This is a genomic window from uncultured Propionibacterium sp. (assembly GCF_963539965.1).
GTDB lineage: Bacteria > Actinomycetota > Actinomycetes > Propionibacteriales > Propionibacteriaceae > Propionibacterium.
In genome coordinates this window covers 1-22550 of record NZ_CAUTOU010000034.1, presented here as the reverse complement: position 1 = coordinate 22550, position 22550 = coordinate 1, and the positions used below count along the sequence as shown (strand labels likewise).

The 22550-nt window shown below is 70.4% G+C and carries 23 protein-coding genes; 11 read left to right on the top strand and 12 right to left on the bottom strand.

Annotated features, from left to right (window positions below):
* From ispF to R2N01_RS07175, 4 genes are all read right to left on the bottom strand, one after another.
* The coding region (gene ispF / locus R2N01_RS07190; RefSeq protein ID WP_316669915.1) for a 2-C-methyl-D-erythritol 2,4-cyclodiphosphate synthase at window positions 1–406 on the bottom strand (406 nt) is incomplete at its 3' end.
* 193 nt (window positions 407–599) lie between these two features.
* Window positions 600–1085, bottom strand: coding sequence for a CarD family transcriptional regulator (locus R2N01_RS07185; protein ID WP_316669913.1), 486 nt, complete (start codon window positions 1083–1085; stop codon window positions 600–602).
* Window positions 1086–1214: 129 nt separating this feature from the next.
* The gene (locus R2N01_RS07180) at window positions 1215–1892 is read right to left on the bottom strand and encodes a response regulator transcription factor (protein WP_316669911.1); all 678 of its coding nucleotides are present in this window, start codon (window positions 1890–1892) and stop codon (window positions 1215–1217) included.
* On the bottom strand, window positions 1889–3052 hold the full coding sequence (locus R2N01_RS07175; RefSeq protein WP_316669909.1) for an ATP-binding protein: 1164 nt from the start codon (window positions 3050–3052) through the stop codon (window positions 1889–1891). Before R2N01_RS07175 ends, R2N01_RS07180 begins: the two co-directional genes overlap by 4 nt.
* Window positions 3053–3227: 175 nt before the next feature.
* On the opposite strand from R2N01_RS07175, the gene phoU reads away from it, so the two are divergent.
* Both phoU and R2N01_RS07165 read left to right on the top strand, forming a co-directional pair.
* Entirely contained in the window at window positions 3228–3893 is a 666-nt protein-coding gene (phoU, locus tag R2N01_RS07170) for a phosphate signaling complex protein PhoU (RefSeq protein WP_316669907.1), read from the top strand.
* Between the two features lie 131 nt (window positions 3894–4024).
* Window positions 4025–4912, top strand: coding sequence for an aldo/keto reductase (locus R2N01_RS07165; protein ID WP_316669905.1), 888 nt, complete (start codon window positions 4025–4027; stop codon window positions 4910–4912).
* Between the two features lie 89 nt (window positions 4913–5001).
* On the opposite strand, the gene R2N01_RS07160 is transcribed toward R2N01_RS07165, so the two are convergent.
* On the bottom strand, window positions 5002–5823 hold the full coding sequence (locus R2N01_RS07160; RefSeq protein ID WP_316669903.1) for an IspD/TarI family cytidylyltransferase: 822 nt from the start codon (window positions 5821–5823) through the stop codon (window positions 5002–5004).
* Between the two features lie 188 nt (window positions 5824–6011).
* Here R2N01_RS07160 and R2N01_RS07155 point away from each other — a divergent pair, with 188 nt between their 5' ends.
* The 3 genes from R2N01_RS07155 to R2N01_RS07140 all read left to right on the top strand — a co-directional run bounded on the left by R2N01_RS07155 (window position 6012) and on the right by R2N01_RS07140 (window position 8137).
* Entirely contained in the window at window positions 6012–6407 is a 396-nt protein-coding gene (locus R2N01_RS07155; protein WP_316669902.1) for a hypothetical protein, read from the top strand.
* Window positions 6408–6828: 421 nt separating this feature from the next.
* A complete protein-coding gene (locus R2N01_RS07145) occupies window positions 6829–7047 on the top strand; it encodes a hypothetical protein (RefSeq protein ID WP_316669917.1) in 219 nt (72 codons plus the stop codon).
* A gap of 130 nt (window positions 7048–7177) precedes the next feature.
* Window positions 7178–8137, top strand: a complete 960-nt coding sequence (locus tag R2N01_RS07140) for a sugar-binding domain-containing protein (protein WP_316669901.1) — start codon at window positions 7178–7180, stop codon at window positions 8135–8137.
* A gap of 16 nt (window positions 8138–8153) precedes the next feature.
* On the opposite strand, the gene R2N01_RS07135 is transcribed toward R2N01_RS07140, so the two are convergent.
* Complete coding sequence (locus tag R2N01_RS07135; RefSeq protein ID WP_316669900.1) at window positions 8154–8903, bottom strand: phosphoglyceromutase; 750 nt, start codon at window positions 8901–8903, stop codon at window positions 8154–8156.
* Window positions 8904–9068: 165 nt separating this feature from the next.
* On the opposite strand from R2N01_RS07135, the gene R2N01_RS07130 reads away from it, so the two are divergent.
* Together R2N01_RS07130 and R2N01_RS07125 are read left to right on the top strand one after the other, a co-directional pair.
* The gene (locus R2N01_RS07130; protein ID WP_316669898.1) at window positions 9069–9776 is read left to right on the top strand and encodes a helix-turn-helix domain-containing protein; all 708 of its coding nucleotides are present in this window, start codon (window positions 9069–9071) and stop codon (window positions 9774–9776) included.
* A gap of 11 nt (window positions 9777–9787) precedes the next feature.
* Entirely contained in the window at window positions 9788–10537 is a 750-nt protein-coding gene (locus R2N01_RS07125) for an SDR family NAD(P)-dependent oxidoreductase (protein WP_399553254.1), read from the top strand.
* A gap of 176 nt (window positions 10538–10713) precedes the next feature.
* On the opposite strand, the gene R2N01_RS07120 is transcribed toward R2N01_RS07125, so the two are convergent.
* From R2N01_RS07120 to R2N01_RS07105, 4 genes are read right to left on the bottom strand one after another with little or no spacing between them, the layout of a single operon-like run.
* Entirely contained in the window at window positions 10714–11088 is a 375-nt protein-coding gene (locus tag R2N01_RS07120) for a biotin/lipoyl-containing protein (protein ID WP_316669895.1), read from the bottom strand.
* 16 nt (window positions 11089–11104) lie between these two features.
* Complete coding sequence (locus R2N01_RS07115) at window positions 11105–11350, bottom strand: hypothetical protein (RefSeq protein WP_316669893.1); 246 nt, start codon at window positions 11348–11350, stop codon at window positions 11105–11107.
* 19 nt (window positions 11351–11369) lie between these two features.
* The gene (locus R2N01_RS07110; RefSeq protein ID WP_316669891.1) at window positions 11370–12941 is read right to left on the bottom strand and encodes an acyl-CoA carboxylase subunit beta; all 1572 of its coding nucleotides are present in this window, start codon (window positions 12939–12941) and stop codon (window positions 11370–11372) included.
* Between the two features lie 15 nt (window positions 12942–12956).
* Entirely contained in the window at window positions 12957–14471 is a 1515-nt protein-coding gene (locus R2N01_RS07105; protein WP_316669890.1) for a methylmalonyl-CoA carboxytransferase subunit 5S, read from the bottom strand.
* A gap of 258 nt (window positions 14472–14729) precedes the next feature.
* Here R2N01_RS07105 and R2N01_RS07100 point away from each other — a divergent pair, with 258 nt between their 5' ends.
* Together R2N01_RS07100 and R2N01_RS07095 are read left to right on the top strand one after the other, a co-directional pair.
* Complete coding sequence (locus R2N01_RS07100; protein ID WP_316669888.1) at window positions 14730–15689, top strand: PEP/pyruvate-binding domain-containing protein; 960 nt, start codon at window positions 14730–14732, stop codon at window positions 15687–15689.
* 73 nt (window positions 15690–15762) lie between these two features.
* Window positions 15763–17133 carry a hypothetical protein gene (locus R2N01_RS07095; RefSeq protein ID WP_316669887.1) on the top strand — a complete coding sequence of 457 codons (1371 nt, stop codon included), beginning with the start codon at window positions 15763–15765 and terminating at the stop codon, window positions 17131–17133.
* A gap of 232 nt (window positions 17134–17365) precedes the next feature.
* On the opposite strand, the gene R2N01_RS07090 is transcribed toward R2N01_RS07095, so the two are convergent.
* Entirely contained in the window at window positions 17366–18823 is a 1458-nt protein-coding gene (locus R2N01_RS07090; protein WP_316669885.1) for an MFS transporter, read from the bottom strand.
* 132 nt (window positions 18824–18955) lie between these two features.
* Here R2N01_RS07090 and R2N01_RS07085 point away from each other — a divergent pair, with 132 nt between their 5' ends.
* Both R2N01_RS07085 and R2N01_RS07080 read left to right on the top strand, forming a co-directional pair.
* Entirely contained in the window at window positions 18956–19471 is a 516-nt protein-coding gene (locus tag R2N01_RS07085) for a MarR family winged helix-turn-helix transcriptional regulator (RefSeq protein ID WP_316669884.1), read from the top strand.
* Between the two features lie 133 nt (window positions 19472–19604).
* Window positions 19605–20153 (top strand): NAD(P)H-dependent oxidoreductase, encoded by a 549-nt coding sequence (locus tag R2N01_RS07080; RefSeq protein WP_316669882.1) that lies wholly within the window; start codon window positions 19605–19607, stop codon window positions 20151–20153.
* Window positions 20154–20511: 358 nt separating this feature from the next.
* Here R2N01_RS07080 and R2N01_RS07075 read toward each other — a convergent pair.
* Window positions 20512–22550, bottom strand: a 2039-nt coding sequence (locus tag R2N01_RS07075) for an excinuclease ABC subunit UvrA (RefSeq protein WP_316669881.1), incomplete at its 5' end; no start/stop codon positions are given.

Below are 22550 nucleotides of genomic sequence, written 5' to 3'. Positions count from 1 at the left end.
CGACGAGCGCGGTCGCGATGGCGGCGACGCCCTCGCCGCGCCCGAGGAAGCCCAAGTGGTCGGTCGTCGTCGCCGAGACCGACACCGGCGCCCCGAGGGCCGCCGAGAGCACCCGCTCGGCCTCGGCGCGGCGGGCCGCCATGCGGGGGCGCCGGCCGATCACCTGCACCCCGGCGTTCACCGGGCGCCAGCCCCGTCCGGCCAGGCGGCGCACGGTCTCCTCGATGAACGAAACGCCGCTCGCGCCCGCCCACCTGGGGTCGCGGGTGCCGTAGTTGGAGCCCATGTCGCCCAGCCCCGCGGCGCCGAGCAGCGCATCGCATACGGCATGGGCGGCGACATCGCCGTCGGAGTGGCCGGCCAGGCCGGCGGCCTCGCCGGGGAAGTGCAGGCCGGCGCAGTGCATCTCGACGCCCTCGCGCAGGGCGTGCACATCGGTGCCGATCCCGGTACGGATCCGGGGCAGGTCCACGCTCACTCGTTCTCCTGTGGGGCCCGGGCCGGGCGCATCGGGCCGCCTTCCACCTTAGTGAGGCCGGACCGGCGGTGCCATTCGGCCCCGTCGCCACGGGCCCGGGGCCATGGTCGCCGCGTCGGGATCAGGAGGCGAGGACCTCGTCGAGCATGACCTCCGCGCGGTCCTCCTCGACCTTCTCCGCCAGGGCGAGCTCACTCACGAGGATCTGACGGGCCTTGGCGAGCATGCGCTTCTCGCCGGCGGACAGCCCGCGGTCCTTCTCCCGGCGCCACAGGTCGCGGACGACCTCGGCGACCTTGAGGACGTTGCCCGAGTGGAGCTTCTCGACATTGGCCTTGTAGCGGCGCGACCAGTTCGCGGGCTCTTCGATCTGGGGCGCCCGCAGCACGGAGAAGACCTTCTCGAGGCCGGCCTCGTCGACGACGTCGCGGACGCCGACCAGATCGAGGTTGTCGGCTGGGACCCGGACGACCAGGTCGGTCTGGCCGAGGATGCGCAGGACCAGGTAGAGCCTGTCCTCGCCCCTCACCCTGCGCGTCTCGGTGGATTCGACGACAGCCGCCCCGTGATTCGGGTAAACGACGGTCTCACCGACTGCATAATCCATGTTTACAACCCCTCTCCGCAGGTTATTCTACCACGGTATTGAATTGTTGATGAGGACATGCATCCCGTGAGACACGGCAATCAATTCAATGAGCAGCACATTTCTTTCTGAATTCCGGGGAATCGAATTTCATTCCGCGAACTTGTAGCCGAGGCCGCGCACGGTGACCAGCAGCACGGGGCGCGCGGGGTCCTGCTCGATCTTGCCGCGCAGGCGCTTCACGTGGACGTCGAGCGTCTTCGTGTCGCCCACGTAATCCGAGCCCCACACGCGCTCGATGAGCTGACTGCGAGTCAGCACGCGGCCGGCATTGCGGACGAGCAATTCGAGCAGGTCGAACTCCTTGAGGGCCAGTTTCACGGCCCCGCCCCGCACCGTGACCTCGTGGCGCCCGATGTCCATGCGTACACCGCCGGACTCGATGACCTCGGGGACGGGTTCCTCCTCGCGCCCCCTGCGCATGACGGCATGGATCCTCGCCACCAGTTCACGGTGGCTGAACGGCTTGGTCACGTAGTCGTCGGCCCCCAGTTCCAGTCCGATGACCTTGTCGATCTCCGAATCGCGGGCGGTGACCATGATGATCGGCACATCGGTGCGCTGACGCAGCGCCCTGCACACCTCGGTGCCGCTCATGCCGGGCATCATGAGGTCGAGCAGCACCAGGTCGGTGCCGTTCGCCTCGAACTCGGCCAGGCCCTGGAGCCCGTCTGCCGCCTGGGCGACCTCGTAGCCCTCGCGGGAGAGCATGAAGGCCATGGCCTCCCTGTAGGACTGCTCGTCCTCGATCACGAGGATCCTCGTCATGGCCCCTCCCCCTGCCGCGCGATGTCGTCGTGCTCGATGAGCGCGGGCAGCCTCATCGTGAAGGTCGATCCCCGCCCGGGCCGGCTCCACAGCCTGATGCTGCCGCCGTGCGCCGCGGCGACGTGCTTGACGATCGACAGACCCAGGCCGGTGCCCCCGTTCTCGCGCGAGCGCGCATAGTCTACGCGGTAGAAGCGCTCGAAGATGCGCTTCTGGTCCTCGGCGCCGATGCCGATGCCGTTGTCGGTGACGGCGACGTCGACCCAGCGGTCGCCGTCCTCGTCGACGGCCCTGACCGTGACGGCGACGCGGGCGCCGGGGTCGGAGTAGCTGATGGCGTTCTCGACCAGGTTCGACAGCGCCACGCGCAGTTGGCGCCTGTCGCCGATGACGCGCAGCCCCTTGTCGCCCGCGATCGAGAAGTGGATCCCGCGAGCCTGGCAGGACTCGCCGGCGCGCACGGCGGCGGTCTCGACGACCTCGTCGATGCCGACCGGCGCGGCGTCGCCGAGCGGGTCGTCGGACTGCAGGCGGTTGAGCTCGATGATCTGCTGGACGAGCTCTCCCAGGCGGGTGCTCTCGGAGATCATGCGGCCGGCGAAGTGGCGCACGGCCTCGGAGTCGTCGGCCGCCTCCTGGACGGTCTCGGCGAGCACCCGCAGGGCGCCGACCGGCGTCTTGAGCTCATGGGAGATGTTGGTGACCAGATCGCGTTTGGACTCGTCCACCCGGATGAGGGCGCTGCGGTCGTCGCCGACGAGGAGGACGGCCTCGCGCTCGAGCGGACGGATGCTCACCTGCAACTGGCGGGACGGGCCGTCACCGACGGCGCCCAGCGTCACCTCGCGGTCGGTGCCCTCGCCGATGCGGCGCACGGTGCGCGCGGCATCGAGCACCTCGCCGATTCCGATGCGGGTGCCGCGCACCAGGCCGATGGTCCGAGCCGAGGCGTTCGCGTAGAGGAGCTCGTCATGGGGCCCGGCGATGACGACGGGCTGGCGGAAGGCGTCCAGGACGAGGGGCACCTCCGGGTCGACCACGGGCGGCCGCTCGGCCATGCGCACCCGGGCCCGGTAGCCCCAGGCGAACACCAGCGCGAGCGCCGCTCCCGTCATCGCGCCCAGCACGAAGCCGAGCAGCACCGTCACCGAGGGGCCCACGGGGGAGATTCTACGGGGCGGCCCCGCACGGGGCCCGGCGCGAGAGGGCGCGCGGGTCGGGGCACCGCGGCCCGGCGCACAGCGTCTTGGTTGCGGCCGCGGGTGATGCGAGACTGGCAGAAGCGCCGCCGGGCCAATCACGCCGGCCATGCGGCCCGGTGCCGAAGGAGGGGCGATGCCGCAGTCCTACCACTGCGAGCTGGACGAGATCGTCGACGAGCTCGTGACCATGTCGGACTCGGTGCAGATCGCGGTGCGCGACGCCACCCGAGCGCTCCTGGAGGCCGACGCCTCCATCGCCGAGCGCGTGATCAGCGGGGACGCCCGCATCGACGCCATGCACGACCGCCTCGAGCACCGCTGCTTCAGCCTGCTCGCCCGCTCCACCCCGGTGGCCGGCGAGCTGCGCACCATCGTCGCCGCCATGCAGGTGATCGCCGACATCGGCCGCACCGGCGACCTGGCGGCCCACGTCGCCGAGATAGCCCGCATGCGCTACCCCGAGCGCGCCGTCCCGGAGCCGCTCGTCCCGAACTTCACGCGCATGTCGCAGGTGGCCCAGGAGATGGTCGGCAAGGCGGGGCGCACCCTGCTCGAACGCGACACCGACACCGCGGCCGCCCTCGCCGGCGAGGACGACGAGATGGACGAGCTGCGCACCGAGCAGTTCCGTCTCATCGCCTCGGACGACTGGGGCTTCGGGGCCGAGGCGGCCGTGGACACGGCCCTGCTCGGGCGCTACTACGAGCGGATCGCCGACCACGCGGTGGCGATGGGCGGTCGGACCATCTACATCATCACGGGCGAGGCGCCCGAGGGCGAGGACTGGCCCACCACCTGAGGGAACCGGGGCGTCGGTGCCGCCCGTGGGCCACGGGCCCATGGGGCTGAAGGGTTCCGTGCGCCGCCCGCGGCCCCCGGCCGGCCGTCCGGGACGGGGAGGGGCCCGGCCGAGGCGTGTAGGGTCGAGGCATGGCGAGCGAATTGACGTTGAACAATGGCGTGGCGCTGCCCGGTATCGGGTTCGGCGTCTTCCAGAATCCTCCCGAGCAGACCGCGGCGGCCGTCGAGACCGCCTTGAGAACCGGCTACCGCCACATCGACACGGCGGCCGCCTACGGCAACGAGCGCGAGGTGGGCGAGGGGCTGCGCCGCTCGGGCCTGCCGCGCGAGGACGTCTTCATCGAGACCAAGGTGTGGGTGAGCGACTACGGCTTCGACCAGACCCGGCACGCCTTCGAGAAGGCCAGCGCGAAGCTGGGTCTCGAGGTGATCGACCTGTTGATCCTGCACCAGCCGATGCCGCACTACTTCGACAGGACGGTGGCAGCCTATCGGGGCCTCGAAAAACTGCTCGCCGATGGCAGGGTGCGGGCGATCGGCGTGAGCAATTTCATGCCCGAGGACCTCGAGCGCCTCATCGAGCGGACCGACGTGGTGCCGGCGGTGAACCAGGTGGAGCTCCACCCCTATTTCAGCCAGCCCGACGTGCAGGCCGCCGATGCCAGCCACGGCGTGCTCACCCAGGCGTGGTCGCCGATCGGCGGGATCACCTTCTACTCCGGCTGGGGAGAGGGCCGCAAGTCCGTCATGGACGACCCCGTGCTGGCCCGGATCGCCGAGGCGCACGCCAAGAGCCCGGCCCAGGTGATGCTGCGTTGGCACGTGCAGGAGGGGCGTTCGGCCATTCCGAAGTCGACGAACCCGACCCGCATCGCCGAGAACTTCGACGTCTTCGGGTTCGAGCTCGCCGACGACGAGATCGCCCTCATCGACGGGCTCGACACCGGTGTGCGCAACGGCCCCGACCCGCGCGGGCGCAATGAGGGCTACTGGGACATGAAGATCCCCGAGGCCTGAACGTCCTCCGGGCGGGCGCCCGGCGCCGGTGAGGTCCGACCGCCGGCAGAGCCCCGGAGTCGGCGCGCCCCACGCACCTGCCCGGCCCCTCAGCCCTCATCGCGCCCCTTGACCCCCTGGCCCTTCTCGCGCTCCCGCTCGGCGATCTGGCTCTCCAGGTACTGGCCGCCGGGCACGTGGCGCAGCACGCGGCGCCCGCTGTGACGGCCGAGCGTCGCGCGCGCCTTCCACAGGGCCTCGGCGATCGTCATGTCCGCCGGCTCGGTGACCTTCATGGACATGCGCGAGCCGGGCACCAGGACGACCCGGTGGCCGGCCAGCTCGGCGCAGGAGACGTCATCGGTGAACCGCTCACCGGCGGCGGCCATGCGCTCGTGCGCGGCGAGGATGACGTCCAGGGGGAAGCCCTGGGGCGTCTGGACGGCGCGAAGGGCGGAGCGGTCGACCGGGGCACTGCGGCCCTGATCGTCGAGCCTGCGCACGGAGTCGGCGACGCCGATGACGGGGGCGACGGCCTCGGCGCCGCCCCGGACGGCCTCGATGACGTCCTCGACGACGGGAGCCGGCACCATCGGCCGCACGGCGTCGTGGATGAGGACCGCCCCGGCCCTGCTCATCTCCGCGTGGTCGCGGACGGCTCGCAACCCGTTGCGGGCGGACTCCTGGCGGCTCGCGCCACCGGGCACCTGGATGACGGGGATCGGCAGGGCCGCCTTCACCAGGCCCAGCTCCCTGGCGACCCTGTCGTTCACGACGACGACGGCGTGCGTGCAGCCGCCGGCGGCCATGGCCTCGATCGACATGTTCATGAGCGCGTGGCCGGTGATCCTCAGAGCCGGTTTGGGGACCGGCCCCCCGTACCGAATCCCCAGACCAGCGCCGAGGATGACGGCGACCACTGGCTGTGACATGCCCCTGAGTCTGCCACAGGGCCGGGACCTCCCCCGGCCCGGGCGGCAGCGCGCGACGGCCAAGGGAACCATCTGCACATAATTTCGTTATTGCAAGACTTTATGCACTGCGCGATCATCGAAGAGTCCATCTGCATATATTCCTTATCTTATGCAATTAATTGCATAGTCAGATGAGGGACAGGCCCATGAGCACAGCAGCGCCGCAGCCCGTCCGCGGGCCGTTCCTCATCGTCAACCCGAAGGCCTACCTCGGCAGCGCGGACACCGATGCCCAGTGCAGGGCCATCGCCACGATGGGCCCGGACATCATGATCTGCGAGCCCACTGCGGCGATCGGCACCGGCAGAATGGGCGCCGGCGACTACACCGAGCGCACCACCGGGATCGTCAAGGGCGTCGACCCGAGCATCCTCGTCATCCAGACCGCCGGGGTGACCAGCGCCGCCGACGTCGCCCGCGTGCTCGCCCAGGGCGCGGACGGCTCCGGGGGCACGAGCGGCATCGTCGAGCACCCCGATCGGCGCCAAGTGCTGACCGAGATGCTCACCGCCGTCGCCGCCCACAGGACGTCGCACTCCTGAGACCGGGCCCCGGACCCGCGCATCGCACACCCGATCGTTCGAGGAAACGACATGATCATCGGTCTCCCCGAGGCGCTCGAGTACGCCGAGCGGAACGACATCGGCATCGCCGCCTCGGGCATCACCAATGGCCTCGTCGCGGTGATGAGCCCCCATACGACCTGCTCGGTCTACTACGACGAGTGGGCGCACGACACCGCCGGGGACGGCTCGGACTTCCTGCAGCACGACCTCAACCGCGCACTGGGCCTGATCCGCCCCGACCAGATCCGGTTCCCGCCGGCCGAGGACTACTCCTACCCCGGCACCAGGCACTTCGAGGAGGTCGAGAGCTGGCCGAACGCCGAGGAGTACCTGCCCGGCGGCGGAGGTCATCGGCCGGGCCAAGACCGATCTGAAGGCCGGCCTGACCTTCGAGGGCATGGGCGGTCACCACTTCTACGGCCATGCACCGCTGGCCGACAAGGCCCGCGAGATGGACCTCGTGCCCATCGGGCTGCTGGAGCACTCGAAGCCGAAGACCGACAAGGGGGTCGACGAGATGATCACCTACGACGGCATCGAGATCGATCGCACCCGCCCGCTGGTCGCCATGCGCTTCCTGCAGGACTCCATGGCCGCCCGGGGCGTCCTCGGATGAGCGCATGACCGCCTGAGAAGCCCGCTTCTCAATAGAATGATGGGAGTCGGGGGGCCGGGCCCCGACTCCCATCATTCATGGTCACAAGTCCATCAAGCACCCCCGAGTCCACAGGGTTAGGAAGACCCCCATGCCTGCCAAGAGAGACCAGCAGCTGCTCATCGATGCCGCGCGCCTCTACTACGTCGAAGGCCTCGACCAGGGCCAGGTCGGCGCGCGGCTCGGCCTGTCCCGCTCGAGTGTGTCGCGCATCCTGCACGAGGCCCGCTCCAGCGGCCTGGTGCGGATCCACATCGTCGGGGACGACCGGACGGCGCGCAACGGCGACCTCGAGCAGCGCCTGAGCCGGGCCTTCGGCCTGCGCGAGGCCCTCGTGGCCGACGCCTCGTCCGGCGCCGACCGCGTCGCCCCGGTCGCCCGGCTGGCCGGCGAGGCCTTCACCCGCCTGGCCTCCAGCGCCTCGAGGATAGGTTTCAGCTGGGGACTGACCGTCGCCCGGCTCATCGACCTGCTGCCCGACACCCCGCTGCGCCCCGACACCCGCATCGTCCCGCTCGTGGGGGGCATGCCGACACTCGACAGCGCGCCGTCGGGCAATTCGCATCTGCAGATCCTGGCCGACAAGTGCGGTGCGGTCGCCGGGCGCTTCGACGCCCCGGCCATCGTGGAGTCGGCGATCACGCAGCAGGCCATGATGCACGAGTCCTCGGTGCAGGCCTCGCTGGCCCAGGCCCGCTCCTGCGATCTGGGCTTCGTGGGCATCGGCAACTACGAGGTGCAGACCTCGCGGGCCGTCATGAGCGCCATGAAGCTCAGCCGCGACGAGAAGTCGATCGTCGAGAGCGCCCACCCGGTCGGCGACATGCTGGGCCGCTACTTCACGATCGAGGGCGTCCCCCTGGGCCCGCCCACCTCGGAACGCGTCATCGGCATCGACCTGGACGATCTGGAACGGATCGGGACGGTCGTCGGCCTGGCCACCGGCAGGGCGAAGACCACCGGTGCGCTCGGCGCGCTGCGCACCGGGGCGCTCGACATCCTGGTCGTCGACGACGTGCTGGCCGAGTCCCTGCTGATGACGGCGGCCTGAGACGGCCCGGGTCCCTCTACTTCCTGCCCTGCGCGGCAACGGCCCTCTGCCCGGCCTCGGCGGCCTCGGGGTCGAGGTAGCGGCCGCCGGGGACGACGGGCCGCAGGTCGTCGTCGAGCTCGTAGAGGAGCGGGATGCCGGTGGGGATGTTCAGACCCGAGATGGTCTCGTCGTCGATCCCGTCGAGATGCTTGACGAGGGCGCGCAGCGAGTTGCCGTGGGCGGCGACCAGGACCGTCCGGCCGGCCCGCAGGTCCGGGACGATGTCGGACTCCCAGTAGGGCAGCATGCGGGCGACAACGTCCTTGAGGCACTCGTGGAGCGGACGCTCGGCCTCGGGCACGTCGGCGTAGCGGACGTCGCGGAACTGGCTCCACTCGCCGTCGGGATCGATCGGAGGCGGCGGCACGTCGTAGCTGCGGCGCCACGCCATGAACTGGTCCTCGCCGTACTTCTCGCGGATCTCGGCCTTGTTGAGCCCCTGGAGGGCGCCGTAGTGGCGCTCGTTCAGACGCCAGCTGCGCCTGACGGGGATCCAGTGGCGGTCGCACCTGTCCAGTGCGAGGTAGGCGGTGTGGATCGCGCGCCGAAGCAGCGAGGTGTGGACGACATCGGGCAGCAGCCCCTGCTCGGCGAGCAGCTCGCCGCCGCGGGTGGCCTCGCCCACGCCCTTCTCGTTGAGATCGACATCGACCCAGCCGGTGAACAGATTCTTCGAGTTCCATTCGCTCTCGCCGTGGCGGAGCAGGATCAGCTTCGAGGTCATGGCCCGAGTCTACCGGCCGGGGCGCCGCCCGGACCCCGGGATCGGGCGCGTCCGCACCTCGGGACGGTCCACGGAGCACCTCGGGACGGTCCACGGACCGTACTAATCTGGGGGACGGACCACGGCACAGTGCCAACGGCACACGACCAGGCAGCGGGGAGAGCCATGACGCAAGGCGATATGTCGCCGCTGGCACGCGCCACCACCCACGACGCCCCCGGTCGTCCCCGCGATCCGCTCGTCGAGCCGCGCGCGCTCACCGCCGCCCTCGAGATCTACGGCCAGCACGGCTGGTCAGGTTTCACGATGGGGCGCGTGACGATGCTGGCGCGCGTGGGCAAGTCGTCCATCTACCGTCGCTGGCCGGACCGCGTCGAGCTGCTGACGGCCGCCTTCGAGCGCACGGCCCTGCTCTTCGAGCTGGACGACGGCCGCCTGGCCGGGCTGCCCTTCCAGGAGCAGCTGCTGACGATGGTCCAGCATCGCCTGTACACGTACACCACGCCCACCGGCACGGCGATCATCCGCCTCCAGGTCGAGCATCACTGCGGCCCCGACGAGGTCGGCGAGATCTGGGAGAGCACGCTCTCGCGCTTCCGCAACGGCCTGCGCATCCTGCTCGCCGAGGCCCATGTGACGAGCCGACTGCGCCCCGAGGCCTCGCCCGATCTGCTGGCCGAGGCGCTCGAGGGCAGCATGATCATGCACGCCCTGACGGCGCCCTTCCCCACGATGAGCACCGCCAATGTCAACGAGCAGTCGTTCGCGCTCGTCAGACAGGTCATCGGACCCTGGTTGACCGATCCGATAACGATGCCCGCCACCGCCCGCCCGCTGCCCCCGATCATCGGCGCGAATGCGCGCCCCGCATGATCCGTGTCACGATGGGGCCCATGAATTCAACGAAGACCGCGGTCGTCACCGGAGCATCCAGCGGTATCGGCGCCGCCACCGCCCGTAGGCTCGCCGCCGAGGGCTTTCACGTGATCTGCGCGGCCCGCCGCCTCGACCGGCTGAGCGCCCTGGCGCAGGAGATCGGCGGCACGGCCGTCCAGTGCGATGTCACATCCCAGGAATCCGTCGGCGCCCTGGTCGAGGCCGTCGGCGACGGCCTCGACGTCCTGGTCAACAATGCGGGCGGGGCCTTCGGCGTCGACCGCATCGAGGACGCCGACATGGCCGACTGGGAGCGCATGTACGCCATCAACGTGATCGGCTCGGCACGTGTCGTCCAGGGCCTCCTCCCGGCCCTCGAGAGGGCCGGGGGCACGATCATGATCGTCACCTCGACCGCCGCCGAGTACCCGTACGTCGGCGGCGCCGGGTACTGCGGCGTCAAGGCCGCCGAGCGCGACATCGCCGGCGGCCTGCGCCTCGAGCTTGGCGGCCGTCCGATCCGCGTGCTGGAGATCTGCCCCGGGATGGTCAAGACCGACGAGTTCTCCCTGGTGCGCCTGGGCGGGGACCGGTCGGCGGCCGACGCCGTGTACGAGGGCGTGGCCGAGCCGCTGCTGGCCGAGGACATCGCCGACGCGATCTCCTGGGCCGTCACCCGTCCGCCGCACGTGAACGTCGACCGCATCGTCATCCGGCCCCGCGCCCAGGTGAGCAACCACAAGGTCTACAAGGGCTGAGCCCGCCGTCCGCACCCATGACGAACACCGGTGACGAACACCGGGCCCCGTGCGCACGTGCCCGCGGCATCGAGTGAGGAACGCGGTGCTCGCGGGCCGGGCGGAGGACCGGACGGGGCAGCGGAGGGCCCCGCACCACACGCAGTGGTGCGGGGCCCTCCGCCTGTCCGGCGTCCTCAGCCGATCTTGATGAGGCCCTGGCCGCCCTGGACGGCCTGACGGGCCTCGACGAGGATCTTCTCGACGGTGCCGTCGGCGGGGGCCTGGATCTCGGTCTCCATCTTCATGGCCTCGAGGATCGCGACGACCTGTCCGGTCTTCACGGGGTCGCCCTCGGCCACGAGGATCCTGGACACGGTGCCGGCCAGCGGTGCGGGGATCTCGCCCTCGCCCGCGGCGGCCCCGCCATTGCCGCCCGTGGCGGCCGGGGCGGGGGCGGCGCCACCGGCACCGCCGCCGAACAGGATCGTGCCCATCGCATTGTTCTGGGTCTTGTCGACATCGACATCGACGTCGTAGGCGACGCCGTTGACGGTTACCTTCAGCTTCATGTCAGTCTCTTCCGGGTCAACGAATGGAATGGTTCTGAAGAGCCCTGCGGCCCTGGCGGACCCAGTTCGGGCTCGGGGCGAAACGAACGGCCTGGACCGATCCGTCGTTGCCCAGATAGGCGGACACGGCAGCCGAGACAGCCACCAGGACGTCCTCCGGGATACCCGGACTGGCCGCCTTCAACGAACTCACCTCGGCCTCGAGCGCGGACAGGCGCTTGTTGAGCGTCGCGATCACGAGATCCTTCTCACTGTCGGACATGTTCTTCAACTCCTCCCGATCAGCAGGGCATGTTGCCGTGCTTCTTGGCCGGGCGGGGCTGACGCTTGGTGGCGTACATCTCCAGCGCGGCGGCGATCTTGCGGCGGGTGTCGGCCGGGTCTATCACGTCGTCGACCTGGCCGCGGGCGGCGGCCACGTACGGCGTGTTGAACGCATCGCGGTACTCCTCGATCTTCTCGGCACGGGTGGCGGCGGGATCCTCGGCTGCGGCGATCTCCTTGCGGAAGATCACGTTGGCGGCGCCGTCGGCACCCATCACGGCGATCTCGGCGGTGGGCCAGGCGTAGACGGCGTCGGCGCCCAGGTCGCGGTTGCACATGGCCAGATAGGAACCGCCGTAGGCCTTGCGGAGCACCACGGTGACCTTCGGCACGGTGGCCTCGGAGTACGCGTACAGCATCTTCGCGCCGTGGCGGATGATGCCGCCGTACTCCTGCTGGACGCCGGGCAGGAAGCCGGGGACGTCCACCAACTGCACCAGCGGGATGTTGAACGAGTCGCAGAAGTTGATGAACTCGGCGGCCTTGTCGGAGGCGTCGATGTCGAGGCAGCCCGACATCACCTTCGGCTGGTTCGCCACGACGCCGACCGTGCGCCCGTTGACGCGGGCGAAGGCGGTGACGATGTTGGTGGCCCAGCCGGCCTTGACCTCCAGGTAGTCGCCCCAGTCGACGATCCGGGAGATGACGTCGCGGACGTCGTAGCCCTTCGTGCCCTCGATCGGAACGATCTCGCGCAGCTCCTCGCACGGGGAGACGTCGTTGTTCGGGCTGACGAACTCGGCCTCCTCGGTGTTGTTCTGCGGCAGGAAGCTCAGGAGCTTCCTGGCGATCAGCACAGCGGCATCATCGTCCTCGGCCACGAAGTGGATGTTGCCGCTGGTGGTCATGTGGGCGTCGGCGCCACCGAGCTGGTCGGCCGTGACCTCCTCGCCGGTGACCGACTTGATGACGGCGGGGCCCGTGATGAACATGTGGGCCTTCCTCGTCATGATGATGAAGTCGGTCAGCGCCGGGGAGTACGAGGCGCCTCCGGCGCAGGGGCCGGCGATGATGGCGATCTGCGGGACGACGCCGGACAGCTTGACGTTCGCGAAGAACATCTTGCCGTAACCGGACAGCGAGTCGATGCCCTCCTGGATCCGGGCGCCGCCCGAATCGTAGAAGAACAGGAACGGCGTGCCGGTGAGCAGCGCCTGCTCCATCGTCTCGACGACCTTGGTCGACTGGGTCTCGCCGGCCGAGCCGCCCATGACGGTGAAGTCCTGGGAGGCGACGTGGACGGGGCGGCCGAAGATCGTGCCGCGGCCGGTGACCACGCCATCGGCGGGTACGACGGCCCTGTCCATGCCGAACAGCGTGGTGCGGTGCCTGCGGAAGGCCCCGACCTCGTCGAACGAATGGGTGTCGAGCAGATTGTCGATGCGCTCGCGAGCGGTCTGCTTGCCGCGCTCGCGCTGCTTCTGCAAGCGGGACTCGCCGCCGCCGAGCTCGATGGTGCGGCGCTGCCCGGCGAGCTGCTCCACGCGCTCGGCCATGGTGTCGGCCAGCTTGATGTCGTTGTTAGCCATGGTTGGCGATCACCTTCACGCGGGCTCGACGGTGACCTCGTGGCAGGTGCCACCGACGGTCACGTTGTAGCTGATGGGACCGGAGACGGCGGCCGATGCGGTGCCCTCGGCCTCGGCCTTGAGCTGCGCCTCGGACAGACCGACGTTCTTGGGGCCCTCGGCACGGTGCTCGAAGAAGGTCGGAGCGACCCCCGGGAACAGCGCGTAGGTGAGGACGTCCTCGTCGGAGCCGTTGAACCCGGGGAGCTTCGAGGCCTCCTCGACCTGCTTGTCCCACTCGGGCTCGAGCAGATCGGCCGGGCGGCAGGTGATCGGCCTCTTGTCGGTCTGCTCCTCGGCGAGCTCGGCGACCTCGGCGTCGCGCTCGGCGGGGCTGGCCCCGTAGTAGCCGAGCATGAGGTCGGCGAACTCGCCGGTCATGCGCTTGTAGGGGCCCATGAGGACGTTGAACACGGCCTGGGTGCCGACGATCTGGCTCGACGGGGTGACCAGGGGCGGGTAGCCGGCGGCCTTCTTGACCTTGGGGACCTCCGCCATGACCTCGTCGATGCGGCTCTCGGCGCCCTGGGCGCGCAGCTGGGACTCCATGTTGGAGAGCATGCCGCCGGGAATCTGCGAACTGAAGATGTTCGTGTTGACGAGGGTCTTCGACTCGAAGTTGCGGTACTTCGGACGAATGGCCCGGAAGTGGTCGCGGATCTTGATGAGACGATCCGTGTCGAGGCTGGTGGTGTAGCCGGTGCCCTCGAGCATCTCGACGAGCGACTCGGTCGGATTGTGGCCCGGGCCGAGCGACATGGAGCTGATCGCGGAGTCGACGACGTCGGCGCCGGCCTCGATGGCCTTCATGAGGGAGACCAGGGTGACGCCCGTGGTGGAATGGCAGTGGACGTTGATCTGGACGTCCTTGCCGTAGGTGTCCTTGATGCCCTTGACGATGTCGTAGGCGGGCTGCGGCTTCAGCAGCGCGGCCATGTCCTTGAAGGCGATGGAATCGGCGCCCATGTCGAGGAGCTGGCCGGCCAGCTTCACGTAGCCCTCGGTGGTGTGGGCGGGGCTGATCGTGTAGCAGATGGTGCCCTGCGCATGCTTGCCGGCCTTCTTGACGGCGGCCATCGCGTGCTCCATGTTGCGCGGGTCGTTCATGGCGTCGAAGACGCGGAAGACGTCCATGCCGTTCTCGGCGGACTTATCCACGAAGCGGTCGACGACCTCATCGTTGTAGTGGCGGTACCCGAGCAGGTTCTGGCCACGCAGGAGCATCTGCAGGCGGGTGCTCGGCATCAGCTTGCGGAAGGTGCGCAGACGCTCCCACGGATCCTCGTTGAGGAAGCGGATGCAGGAATCGTACGTGGCACCGCCCCAGCACTCGACGGACCAGTAGCCGGCGGCATCGATGTCGGCGCAGGCCTCGACCATGTCCTCCATGGCCATGCGGGTGGCGAACAGACTCTGATGGGCATCGCGCAGCACAAGTTCGGTGACACCGATCTCACGCGGCTCGGAAACCTCAATTTCTCGCGGACTCATGGCCACATCCTCCCACGTCCGGCCCAGATCGGCAGCATCGGGGCCCGGTAAGGGGCGCCGGGCGGGCGCCCCGCACGACGGGCCAATGGTCGTTGTCGGCAGGGCGACGGGACCCGAACATCGTTCAATCCGGCGGGCGGGACGCACCGCCACCTGGCCGCGGCGCGCCACCCGCTTCGGCCCGGGTCGGCTGGTCCGGCTCATCCATGTGGTGATCGGGGCGCGCTGCGCGCCGGTGCGATGCGGTGTACTTGGAGCATGATCGTCGAACTCGCCTACATCCGTTCCCGTGACGCCGAGGCGGTCGGCAGAACCGCCGCCCGCCTCGGCGAGCGCCTGCGCAATGGGGTCGAGGTGGCGCCCGGCTTCGTCGTCACGACCGACGACCTGGCCGGGCTCGCCCGGCGCGAGGGCCTGGCCGCCAGGATCGAGGGCCGGCCGGCCGAGGAGGCCGCCGCCGTCGCGGCCGAGGCCGTCGACGCCGCAGAACTGCCGGCCGACCTGGTCGAGGACCTGACCGAGAGCTACGCGGCGCTGGGCCGCGACGCCTGGGTGACCGTGCAGCCCTCCCCCGCCGAGCGCGACCTGGGCGTGAGCCGCGACGTCCTGGGTCCGGTCCGGGGCGTCGACGAGGTGTGGGCGCTGATCCGCCGGGTATGGGGCTCGCTGTGGGCGCCCGAGGCCGTCGTCAGACGCGCCGATAAGGGCGTCGACGACCCGCAGGACAAGCTCGCCGTCCTGGTGCAGCGGGCCGAGGCGCCGGCCGAGGACACCGAGTCCGCCGGAAAGGCCGGGGAGACGGCCCCCGGGGCCGCCCCCGCCGGGCCAGCGGGGCCCCCGGCCAAGGGGACCCGGGCCGCCGAACCCGCCCGGGAGGCCGCGGCGGACGAGGAGGACCAGACCACCGCAGAACCCGAAGCCGCCCTCGCGGAGACCGAGGAGGAGGCCGCTGGAGAGGAGGCCGCCGAGGCCGAACCGGCTGCGGAACCCGTGGCGGAGGCCATCGGCACGGAGACCGTCGGGGAATCCGCGTCTCGGGGCGGACCCGCCGCCGAGGCGGCCGGGCAGGCCGGCCCCTCGCAGGCCCGGGCACACGGCCCCGGGAACGAGTCGGCCTCCGGCGCGAGCGCCGGGCCGTCCGGCCGGCCCCGCTGGGTCGTCATCGGCCTGGTCTCGTTCGTCCTGCTGCTCGTCGTCAGGCACCTGCGCCGCCGCTGAGCGGCGGTCCGCGGGCCGCCTCCCCGGCTCCGGTATGATCCAGCCATCGCCCCGAGACGCACCGGAGGAGACCATGCCCGAGCCGTCCTCGCTGTTCTCGCATCTGAGAAGACCCGTTGTCACTCCGGGGATCCTTCGCAAGGCCGAGCAGGGGCTCCACGAGGAGGGCCGGCGCCGCACCGACAGCATCGAGGAGCACCTCGACTACGTGAGGCACGTGGCGGAGGCGGCCCGCACGACCGCGGCGATGCTCGCCCGCCGCAAGACACCGGGCGAGCGGGTCACGGTGCTGTTCCTCGTGCACCACCCCGAGGCCTGGTACTCGCTGGCGCGGGTGCACGAGCTGATGGCCTCCGACCCCGACTTCGAGGTGGTCGCGGCGAGCCTGCCGCGCCGCTTCCCGGGCGCCGACGGCTACCGCGACGAGGGCTTCGTCAGCGAACGCCTCGACCACTTCGGCGTGGAGCACCTGCGGTTCAACAGCCGCGACCCGTTCATGGACCTGGACGTCATCCGCATGATCGACCCGGACATCATCTTCCGGCAGTCCCAGTGGGACAACGACGTGCCCCCCGCGTTCGCCACCGATGAACTGCGCTTCGCGCGCCTGTGCCAGGTGCCGTACGAGTTGCTGAACTTCATCGTCAACATCGTCGAGGACGACGGCCTGAACACCGCGGTCGACAGCGCCTTCCACCGCAATGCCTGGGCCGTCTTCTGCGCGAGCGACGAGGTGCGGGCGGAGACGGCGGCGCAGACTCCGGCGACCCGTGCCCGGCAGTTCGTCGCCACCGGGCATCCGAAGGCCGACATCCTGAGCGCGGTGGCCCGGCTCGGCCCCGACCCGGGCCACCGCTTCACCGTCCTGTGGTCGGCGCACCACAGCGTGGGCGACGACTGGATCAGGTTCGGGACCTTCGCCGAGGCCGCCCCGCAGATGGTCGAGCAGGCGCGGAACCACCCCGAGTGGGACTTCGTCTTCAGCGCCCACCCGGCCCTGCTCACCAAGATGGACGAGCACGAGCCTCCCCTGTCCGGCCCGCTGGTGGCCGACTTCCGGCGCGAGTGGGGCTCGCTCCGGAACGCCTCGGTGTTCGGCGGGGGCGACTACGCCGACCAGTTCCGCAACAGCGACGTGCTGGTCTGCGACGGCGTGAGCTGGCTCGCCGAGTACCAGCTCACGGACAGGCCGGTCGTCTTCCTGGAGCGCGAGGACCACCGGCCCTTCAGCGCGCTGGGCGAGCGGATCATCGCCGGTGTGAACCGGGTGCCGAGCGCGGCCGAGGCATTCCGGCTGGTCGAGGCCCTGGCCTGCGGCGAACCCGATCCCAGGCGGGCCGAGCGCCGGCAGAACGCCCTGGCACTGCGCGGCGACGGGCACGCGGCCGAGAACATCATCGCGGCCATCAAGGCCAAGCTGACCGACGAGGGCTGGCGGCGCTGAACGGCACGCCCCGGCCCCCGTGGATCCCGGCCGTGGTCGGGGGCGAGCGGACGGCCCTGGCCGATCACCTCCTCCAGGGCGCGCGGGCGCCTCCGGTCGGCCAGCGGCCGCGCCGGACCGGCGCGGCCGGCACCGGTCGCCGGGGCGTCGAAGAGGGCGGGAGCGTCCCCGGCGCTCATCTCCAGGCCACGGGGCAGCACGGACGAAATGAGCTGAGCGGCCCCCGATCCAGTCACGAAGCCCCGTCCCGCGCGCTCCCACTCGGGAAGAGGAGCACGGCCAGCACCGCGCCGGCGAGGAACACCGCGCCGCCCACTCTGAAGGCGGCCGTATAACCGGCAACCGTCGATGCTGGATCGGTTGCGGCCCCTGTACGGGCCAGGGCGACCGAGGACAGCAGCGATGTGCCGATGGCCGTGCCGAACTGCTGCAGTGTGCTCACCACGCCCGAGCCGGCACCCGCATGGTCGGGTCGCAGCCCGAGCGTCGAGGTGGCCATGCCGGAGGCGAAGACGATGCCGTAGCCGAGGCCGACGACGGCCAGCGCGGGAGCCAGGGTCGTCCAGTAGGAGCTGGTGGGCGTCAGGAGCGAGAGCCAGAGGGCCCCTGAAGCACCGATGAGCATGCCGAGCGGAACGATCGCCCGCGCCCCGATCCTGGGCAGGAGTACAGCATTGGCGAGCATCGCGGCAACGATCGTCGCGACGACCATAGGCATGAACCCCAGTCCGGCGGTCAACGCGTCGAAACCGAGAATGCGCTGCAAGTAGAAAGTGATGAAGTAGAAGACGCCCGCAGCAGCCAGCCCCGGTACGACGATCGACAGGTAACCGGCGACGCGGATGCGCGAGGCCAGGACGTCGAGCGGCAGGAGCGGCACCCGCACCCGCGACTCGACGAGGACGAACACACCGAGCAGCACGACGGCCGCAGCGAACAGGCCGACGGTCCGGACCGAGAGCCAACCGCTCACGGCGACCTGCGAAGCCCCGAAGACAAGGCTCGACAGGCCAAGAACGGCAAGAATCGCGCCCGGGGCGTCAACACGGCCGCCCCTGCCGGGCTCCCCGGACGCGGTTCCCCCCAGCACGATGACGGCACCAGCCACCGCGGCCAGCGCGAAGGGTACGAGGAGGAAGAAGCACCAGCGCCACGACAGGAACCGGGTCAGCGCGCCACCGGCGAGCAGACCGATACCGGCTCCCGCGCCGGAGATCGCGCTGAAGACGCCGAATGCCCTGGCTCGCTCACCCGGCTCGGTGAAGGTCGTCGCAAGGATCGAGAGCGTTGCCGGGGCGAGGACAGCGCCCGAGGCGCCTTGCAGGACACGACCCGCGATGAGTACCGGGAACGACCACGCAGCACCTGCCAGCGCGGAGGCGAGCGCGAACCCCAGAAGACCGATGACGAGCATCCGCCGGCGCTCGAAGAGGTCACCGAGACGGCCACCGAGCAGAAGCAGCGCCGCGAAGGCCAGTGTGTATCCCGAAATGATCCACTGACGCTGGGTATCGGCCAGGCCGAGCGCGATCTGCGCCTGCGGCAACGCAATGTTGGCGATGTTCACCGACAGGTTGACCATGAGCTGGGCAAGACCTATGGTCGCGAGGATCAATCCCCTCGAACCCGATCCGGCACCCCCTCGGCTGCCGCCCGTCGCACTGCGCCCAGCGCCTCCGGTCGTCGTCATGTTCCGAATGATCGTCACCGGACCCTCCCCGCGGCACCCTGCCGCTCGTGCGGTGCACCCACCGCTGTGTTGATATGACAACAATAGAGTGACCATGTTGCCGCGTCAACACACTCATGGGAGAATCGGCCCATGCCAACAGAACACCCGGAGATGGACGATGATCAGATCCACGAGATCTGGGTGCAGTGGAAGAGGGCCCACCGCTATGTCGACGAGGCGGTCGTCAGCGCCTCCACCGAGGCGTCCGGCCTGACCCAGGCCGAGCTCTCAGTGCTCCTGCGGCTGGGCGCCGCGCCTGGGGGACTGCGCCAGCACACACTGGCCGAAGCGCTCGAATGGCATCGCAGCAGACTGTCCCACCAGCTCACCCGCATGGAAACGAGAGGCCTCGTGGAACGCGCAGGGAGTGAGGACCATGGTGTCATGGTCCGACCGACCGAGGAGGGCCTGCGCAAGCTGAACAGCGCACGCCCGGCACAGCTGAAGGCGATCCGTCGAACGCTCATCGGGCCGTTGAATCGCATCGAGGTCACCGCGCTGTCGGCACTGACCGGACGGATCGCCGCGCCATTCACCGGCCCGGACGGCATCAATGAGCCCTTGGACGACTCCGGTCCCGCCCCGGGAACGACGCCGAGCTGGTAGGCCTTCTAGGTCTCCGCATTGAGCGAACAACCCCATTTTTGTTGTCATAACAACATATGAGTTGTTTACTTGACGGGGCCGGCCCGGAACGGGCCGGCCCCGTCACCGGTCGTGCAACTCAAAGGAGAACCACATGGTCAAGATCGGCATCGTCCTCGGTTCGATCCGTGAGGGCCGCCTCGGCGAGCAGGTCGCCGCCTGGGCGCTCGAGCAAGCCCGGACACGCGGCAACGCGGAGTACTCGCTCGTCGACGTGAAGTCCTTCGATCTGCCGTTCGTCACCGACCCGGTCCCGTCAGCCATGAAGAACAAGCAATACGGCGATGAACGCGTGCAACGCTGGTCGGACACCATTGACGCGCTCGACGGCTACGTCTTCGTCACCCCGGAGTACGACCACGGCGTGCCGGGGGCCTTCAAGAACGCCATCGACCACCTGTCGCCCGAGTTCTTCGGCAAGGCCATCGGCTTCGTGGGGTATTCCGGCGATGGAGCGATTCGCGCCACCGAGCAGTGGCGCACGATCGTGGCGCTGTGGGGCATGCGCGTCGTGGCGCCCGAGGTGCACCTGACCTTCTTCACCGATGTGAAGGACATGCGCGAGTTCGCCCCGGCCGGGTTCCGCACTGGTGAATTGGCGAAGGTGCTGGACGCTGTCGTGGCCGCTGCGAGCGAACGCTGAGCAGAACCGAACAGAGCAGGCGCCCTGCCGTGGCCTCCCCTCTCGTGGCGACCAGGCGGGGCGCCCGGCCGGGCTCGCCACCTACCCGGTCCAAGGCGAGTTCGACGACGTAGACCAGCACGGCATCGGCGCCGGGCCCCCGGTGACGATCAGTGGGCTGGTCGTCGTGCAGGCGCAGCATGAGACCGCCCGGCGGGGGCCCTGGCCGGACACGCGAGCTTCTCCCGCCGCCGGAGACCGGCGAGCCGATGAGCGTCTCGACGAAGGCGGTCCCGCTCACCCCGTCGGGCCCGCGAACACCGAGGACGCCCGGGACCGGACGTGCCGTGACGACCTGGCCGGGCGGCCCCGATCCGCCTCAGCGGTCCAGGTGGGCGGCCAGGTAGTGGCCGGTGACCGAGTCGGGGCAGGCGGCGAGCTGGGCGGGGGTGCCCGCCGCCACGACGCGGCCGCCGTCGGCGCCACCGCCCGGACCCATGTCGATGACCCAGTCGGCGTTGGCGATCATGTCGAGGTCGTGCTCGATGACGATGACGCTCGCCCCCCGGTCGACGAGCCGGTCGAGCACGCCGAGGAGCACCCGCACGTCGAGCGGGTGCAGGCCGGTGCTCGGCTCGTCGAGCACGAACACCGTCCCGTGCTGGTCGCGCCCCAGGTCGGCGGACAGCTTCAGCCGCTGCGCCTCGCCGCCGGACAGGGCCGTCGTCGTCTCGCCGAGGGTGAGGTAGCCCAGGCCCAAGTCGGTGAGCAGCTGCAGACGCCGGCGGACGGTGGGCAGGTCGGCGCAGGCCTGCACCGCCTGCTCCACGGTGAGGGCGAGCAGCTCGGGCAGGGCGAGGGCATCGGCAGCGGTTCCGTCGCGGGGCGTGCGGCGGATCGTGCGGGCCGCCTCGCCGTAGCGAGTGCCCCCGCACCGCGGACAGACGATCTCGACGTCGGGCAGGAACTGGACGTCGAGGACGATCTGACCGGTGCCGTCGCAGTGCTCGCAGCGCAGCGAGCCGGTGTTGTACGAGAAGTCCCCCGCCTTCAGGCCCGCCGCGCGGACCGCCGGGATCCGCGCATAGCCGCGCCGCAGCTCGTCCATGACCCCGGAGTACGTGGCGACGGTCGAACTGACGTTGGCGCCGATCGGGGAGGCGTCGACGACGACCACGCGCCGCGCCTCACCGGTCTCGATCGAGGTGACCGGGGCGGGCAGGGGACCGTCGGCGGCGAGCGAGCGCAGCGCCGGAACGAGGGATTCCAGGACGAGGGTCGTCTTGCCGGAGCCGGACACGCCGGTGACGGCGGTGAGTCGCTGCTCGGGGATGGCGACGTCGAGGGCGCGCACGGTGTGGACCGGGGCCGTCCCGAGCCGGATGGCGCCGTGATCGAAGGTCTCGGCGGCCGGGGCGGTCGCGCGGACGACGGGCTCCCGCGTCCCCGTGATGAAGGGGGCGATGAGGCTGGCCGGCGACCCCACCGCGTCCTGCAGCGGGGCGCTCACGACGATCTCACCGCCGTCCCGGCCCGAGCCCGGGCCGATCTCGAGCAACCAGTCGGCCTCGCGCAGCAGCGCCACGTCGTGGTCGACGACGAGCACCGAGTTGCCGTCGGCGAGAAGATCCCGCACGACACCCGTCAGGCCGTCGAGGTTGGACGGGTGCAGGCCGATGCTGGGCTCGTCGAGCACGTAGAGCACCCCGGTGGTGCGGTTGCGCACGGCCCGGGCGAGCTGGACGCGCTGCCGTTCCCCGGTGGACAGGGTGGACGACGCGCGGTCCAGCGAGAGATAGCCCAGACCGAGGTCGAGCAGACGGCGTGCGGTGGCGGTCAGCTCGTCGGCGATCTGGCGGGCCATGGCCACGAGCTCGCCGGGCATGGTGTCCGGGACACCGGCCACCCATTCGACGAGTTCGCTCAGCGGCATCGCGCAGGCCCCGTCGAGGCTCATGCCGCGCACCGTCGTCGAGCGGGCGAGCTCGGACAGCCGGGTGCCGTGGCAGGCCGGGCAGGTGCGCACGGTCATGAAACGGTTGAGGCGTTCCAGGCCCTTCTCGCTGTTCGCGCCGGACATGGCCTCCTCGACGGCGCGCACGGCGTTGCGGTAGGTGGCGTTGAGCTCGAACAGCTTGCCGGTCCTGGAGGGGATGGTGACCGGGCGGGTGACCTCGGGGCCGTGCAGGACGATCTCGCGCTCCTCGGCCGAGAGCCGGCGGAAGGGCACGTCGGCGCGCACGCCGAGCGCCTCGGCGACGTTCCACATCCAGCCGATGCCGAAGATGCCCCAGCTCTGGACGGCGCCGTCGCGGATGGAGAGGTCCTCGTCCGGGACGAGCGAGTCCTCGTCGACCTCGCGGACCTCGCCGGTGCCCTGGCAGCGCGGGCAGGCGCCGTCGGAGTTGAAGGCGAAGG

Coding starts and splice junctions, on each gene's coding strand:
- R2N01_RS07185 (WP_316669913.1), bottom strand. CDS start 1,085: ATGGATTATGCAGTCGGTGAGACCGTCGTTTACCCGAATCACGGGGCG.
- R2N01_RS07180 (WP_316669911.1), bottom strand. CDS start 1,892: ATGACGAGGATCCTCGTGATCGAGGACGAGCAGTCCTACAGGGAGGCC.
- phoU (WP_316669907.1), top strand. CDS start 3,228: ATGCCGCAGTCCTACCACTGCGAGCTGGACGAGATCGTCGACGAGCTC.
- R2N01_RS07165 (WP_316669905.1), top strand. CDS start 4,025: ATGGCGAGCGAATTGACGTTGAACAATGGCGTGGCGCTGCCCGGTATC.
- R2N01_RS07160 (WP_316669903.1), bottom strand. CDS start 5,823: ATGTCACAGCCAGTGGTCGCCGTCATCCTCGGCGCTGGTCTGGGGATT.
- R2N01_RS07155 (WP_316669902.1), top strand. CDS start 6,012: ATGAGCACAGCAGCGCCGCAGCCCGTCCGCGGGCCGTTCCTCATCGTC.
- R2N01_RS07145 (WP_316669917.1), top strand. CDS start 6,829: ATGGGCGGTCACCACTTCTACGGCCATGCACCGCTGGCCGACAAGGCC.
- R2N01_RS07140 (WP_316669901.1), top strand. CDS start 7,178: ATGCCTGCCAAGAGAGACCAGCAGCTGCTCATCGATGCCGCGCGCCTC.
- R2N01_RS07135 (WP_316669900.1), bottom strand. CDS start 8,903: ATGACCTCGAAGCTGATCCTGCTCCGCCACGGCGAGAGCGAATGGAAC.
- R2N01_RS07130 (WP_316669898.1), top strand. CDS start 9,069: ATGACGCAAGGCGATATGTCGCCGCTGGCACGCGCCACCACCCACGAC.
- R2N01_RS07125 (WP_399553254.1), top strand. CDS start 9,788: ATGGGGCCCATGAATTCAACGAAGACCGCGGTCGTCACCGGAGCATCC.
- R2N01_RS07120 (WP_316669895.1), bottom strand. CDS start 11,088: ATGAAGCTGAAGGTAACCGTCAACGGCGTCGCCTACGACGTCGATGTC.
- R2N01_RS07115 (WP_316669893.1), bottom strand. CDS start 11,350: ATGTCCGACAGTGAGAAGGATCTCGTGATCGCGACGCTCAACAAGCGC.
- R2N01_RS07110 (WP_316669891.1), bottom strand. CDS start 12,941: ATGGCTAACAACGACATCAAGCTGGCCGACACCATGGCCGAGCGCGTG.
- R2N01_RS07105 (WP_316669890.1), bottom strand. CDS start 14,471: ATGAGTCCGCGAGAAATTGAGGTTTCCGAGCCGCGTGAGATCGGTGTC.
- R2N01_RS07100 (WP_316669888.1), top strand. CDS start 14,730: ATGATCGTCGAACTCGCCTACATCCGTTCCCGTGACGCCGAGGCGGTC.
- R2N01_RS07095 (WP_316669887.1), top strand. CDS start 15,763: ATGCCCGAGCCGTCCTCGCTGTTCTCGCATCTGAGAAGACCCGTTGTC.
- R2N01_RS07090 (WP_316669885.1), bottom strand. CDS start 18,823: ATGACGACGACCGGAGGCGCTGGGCGCAGTGCGACGGGCGGCAGCCGA.
- R2N01_RS07085 (WP_316669884.1), top strand. CDS start 18,956: ATGCCAACAGAACACCCGGAGATGGACGATGATCAGATCCACGAGATC.
- R2N01_RS07080 (WP_316669882.1), top strand. CDS start 19,605: ATGGTCAAGATCGGCATCGTCCTCGGTTCGATCCGTGAGGGCCGCCTC.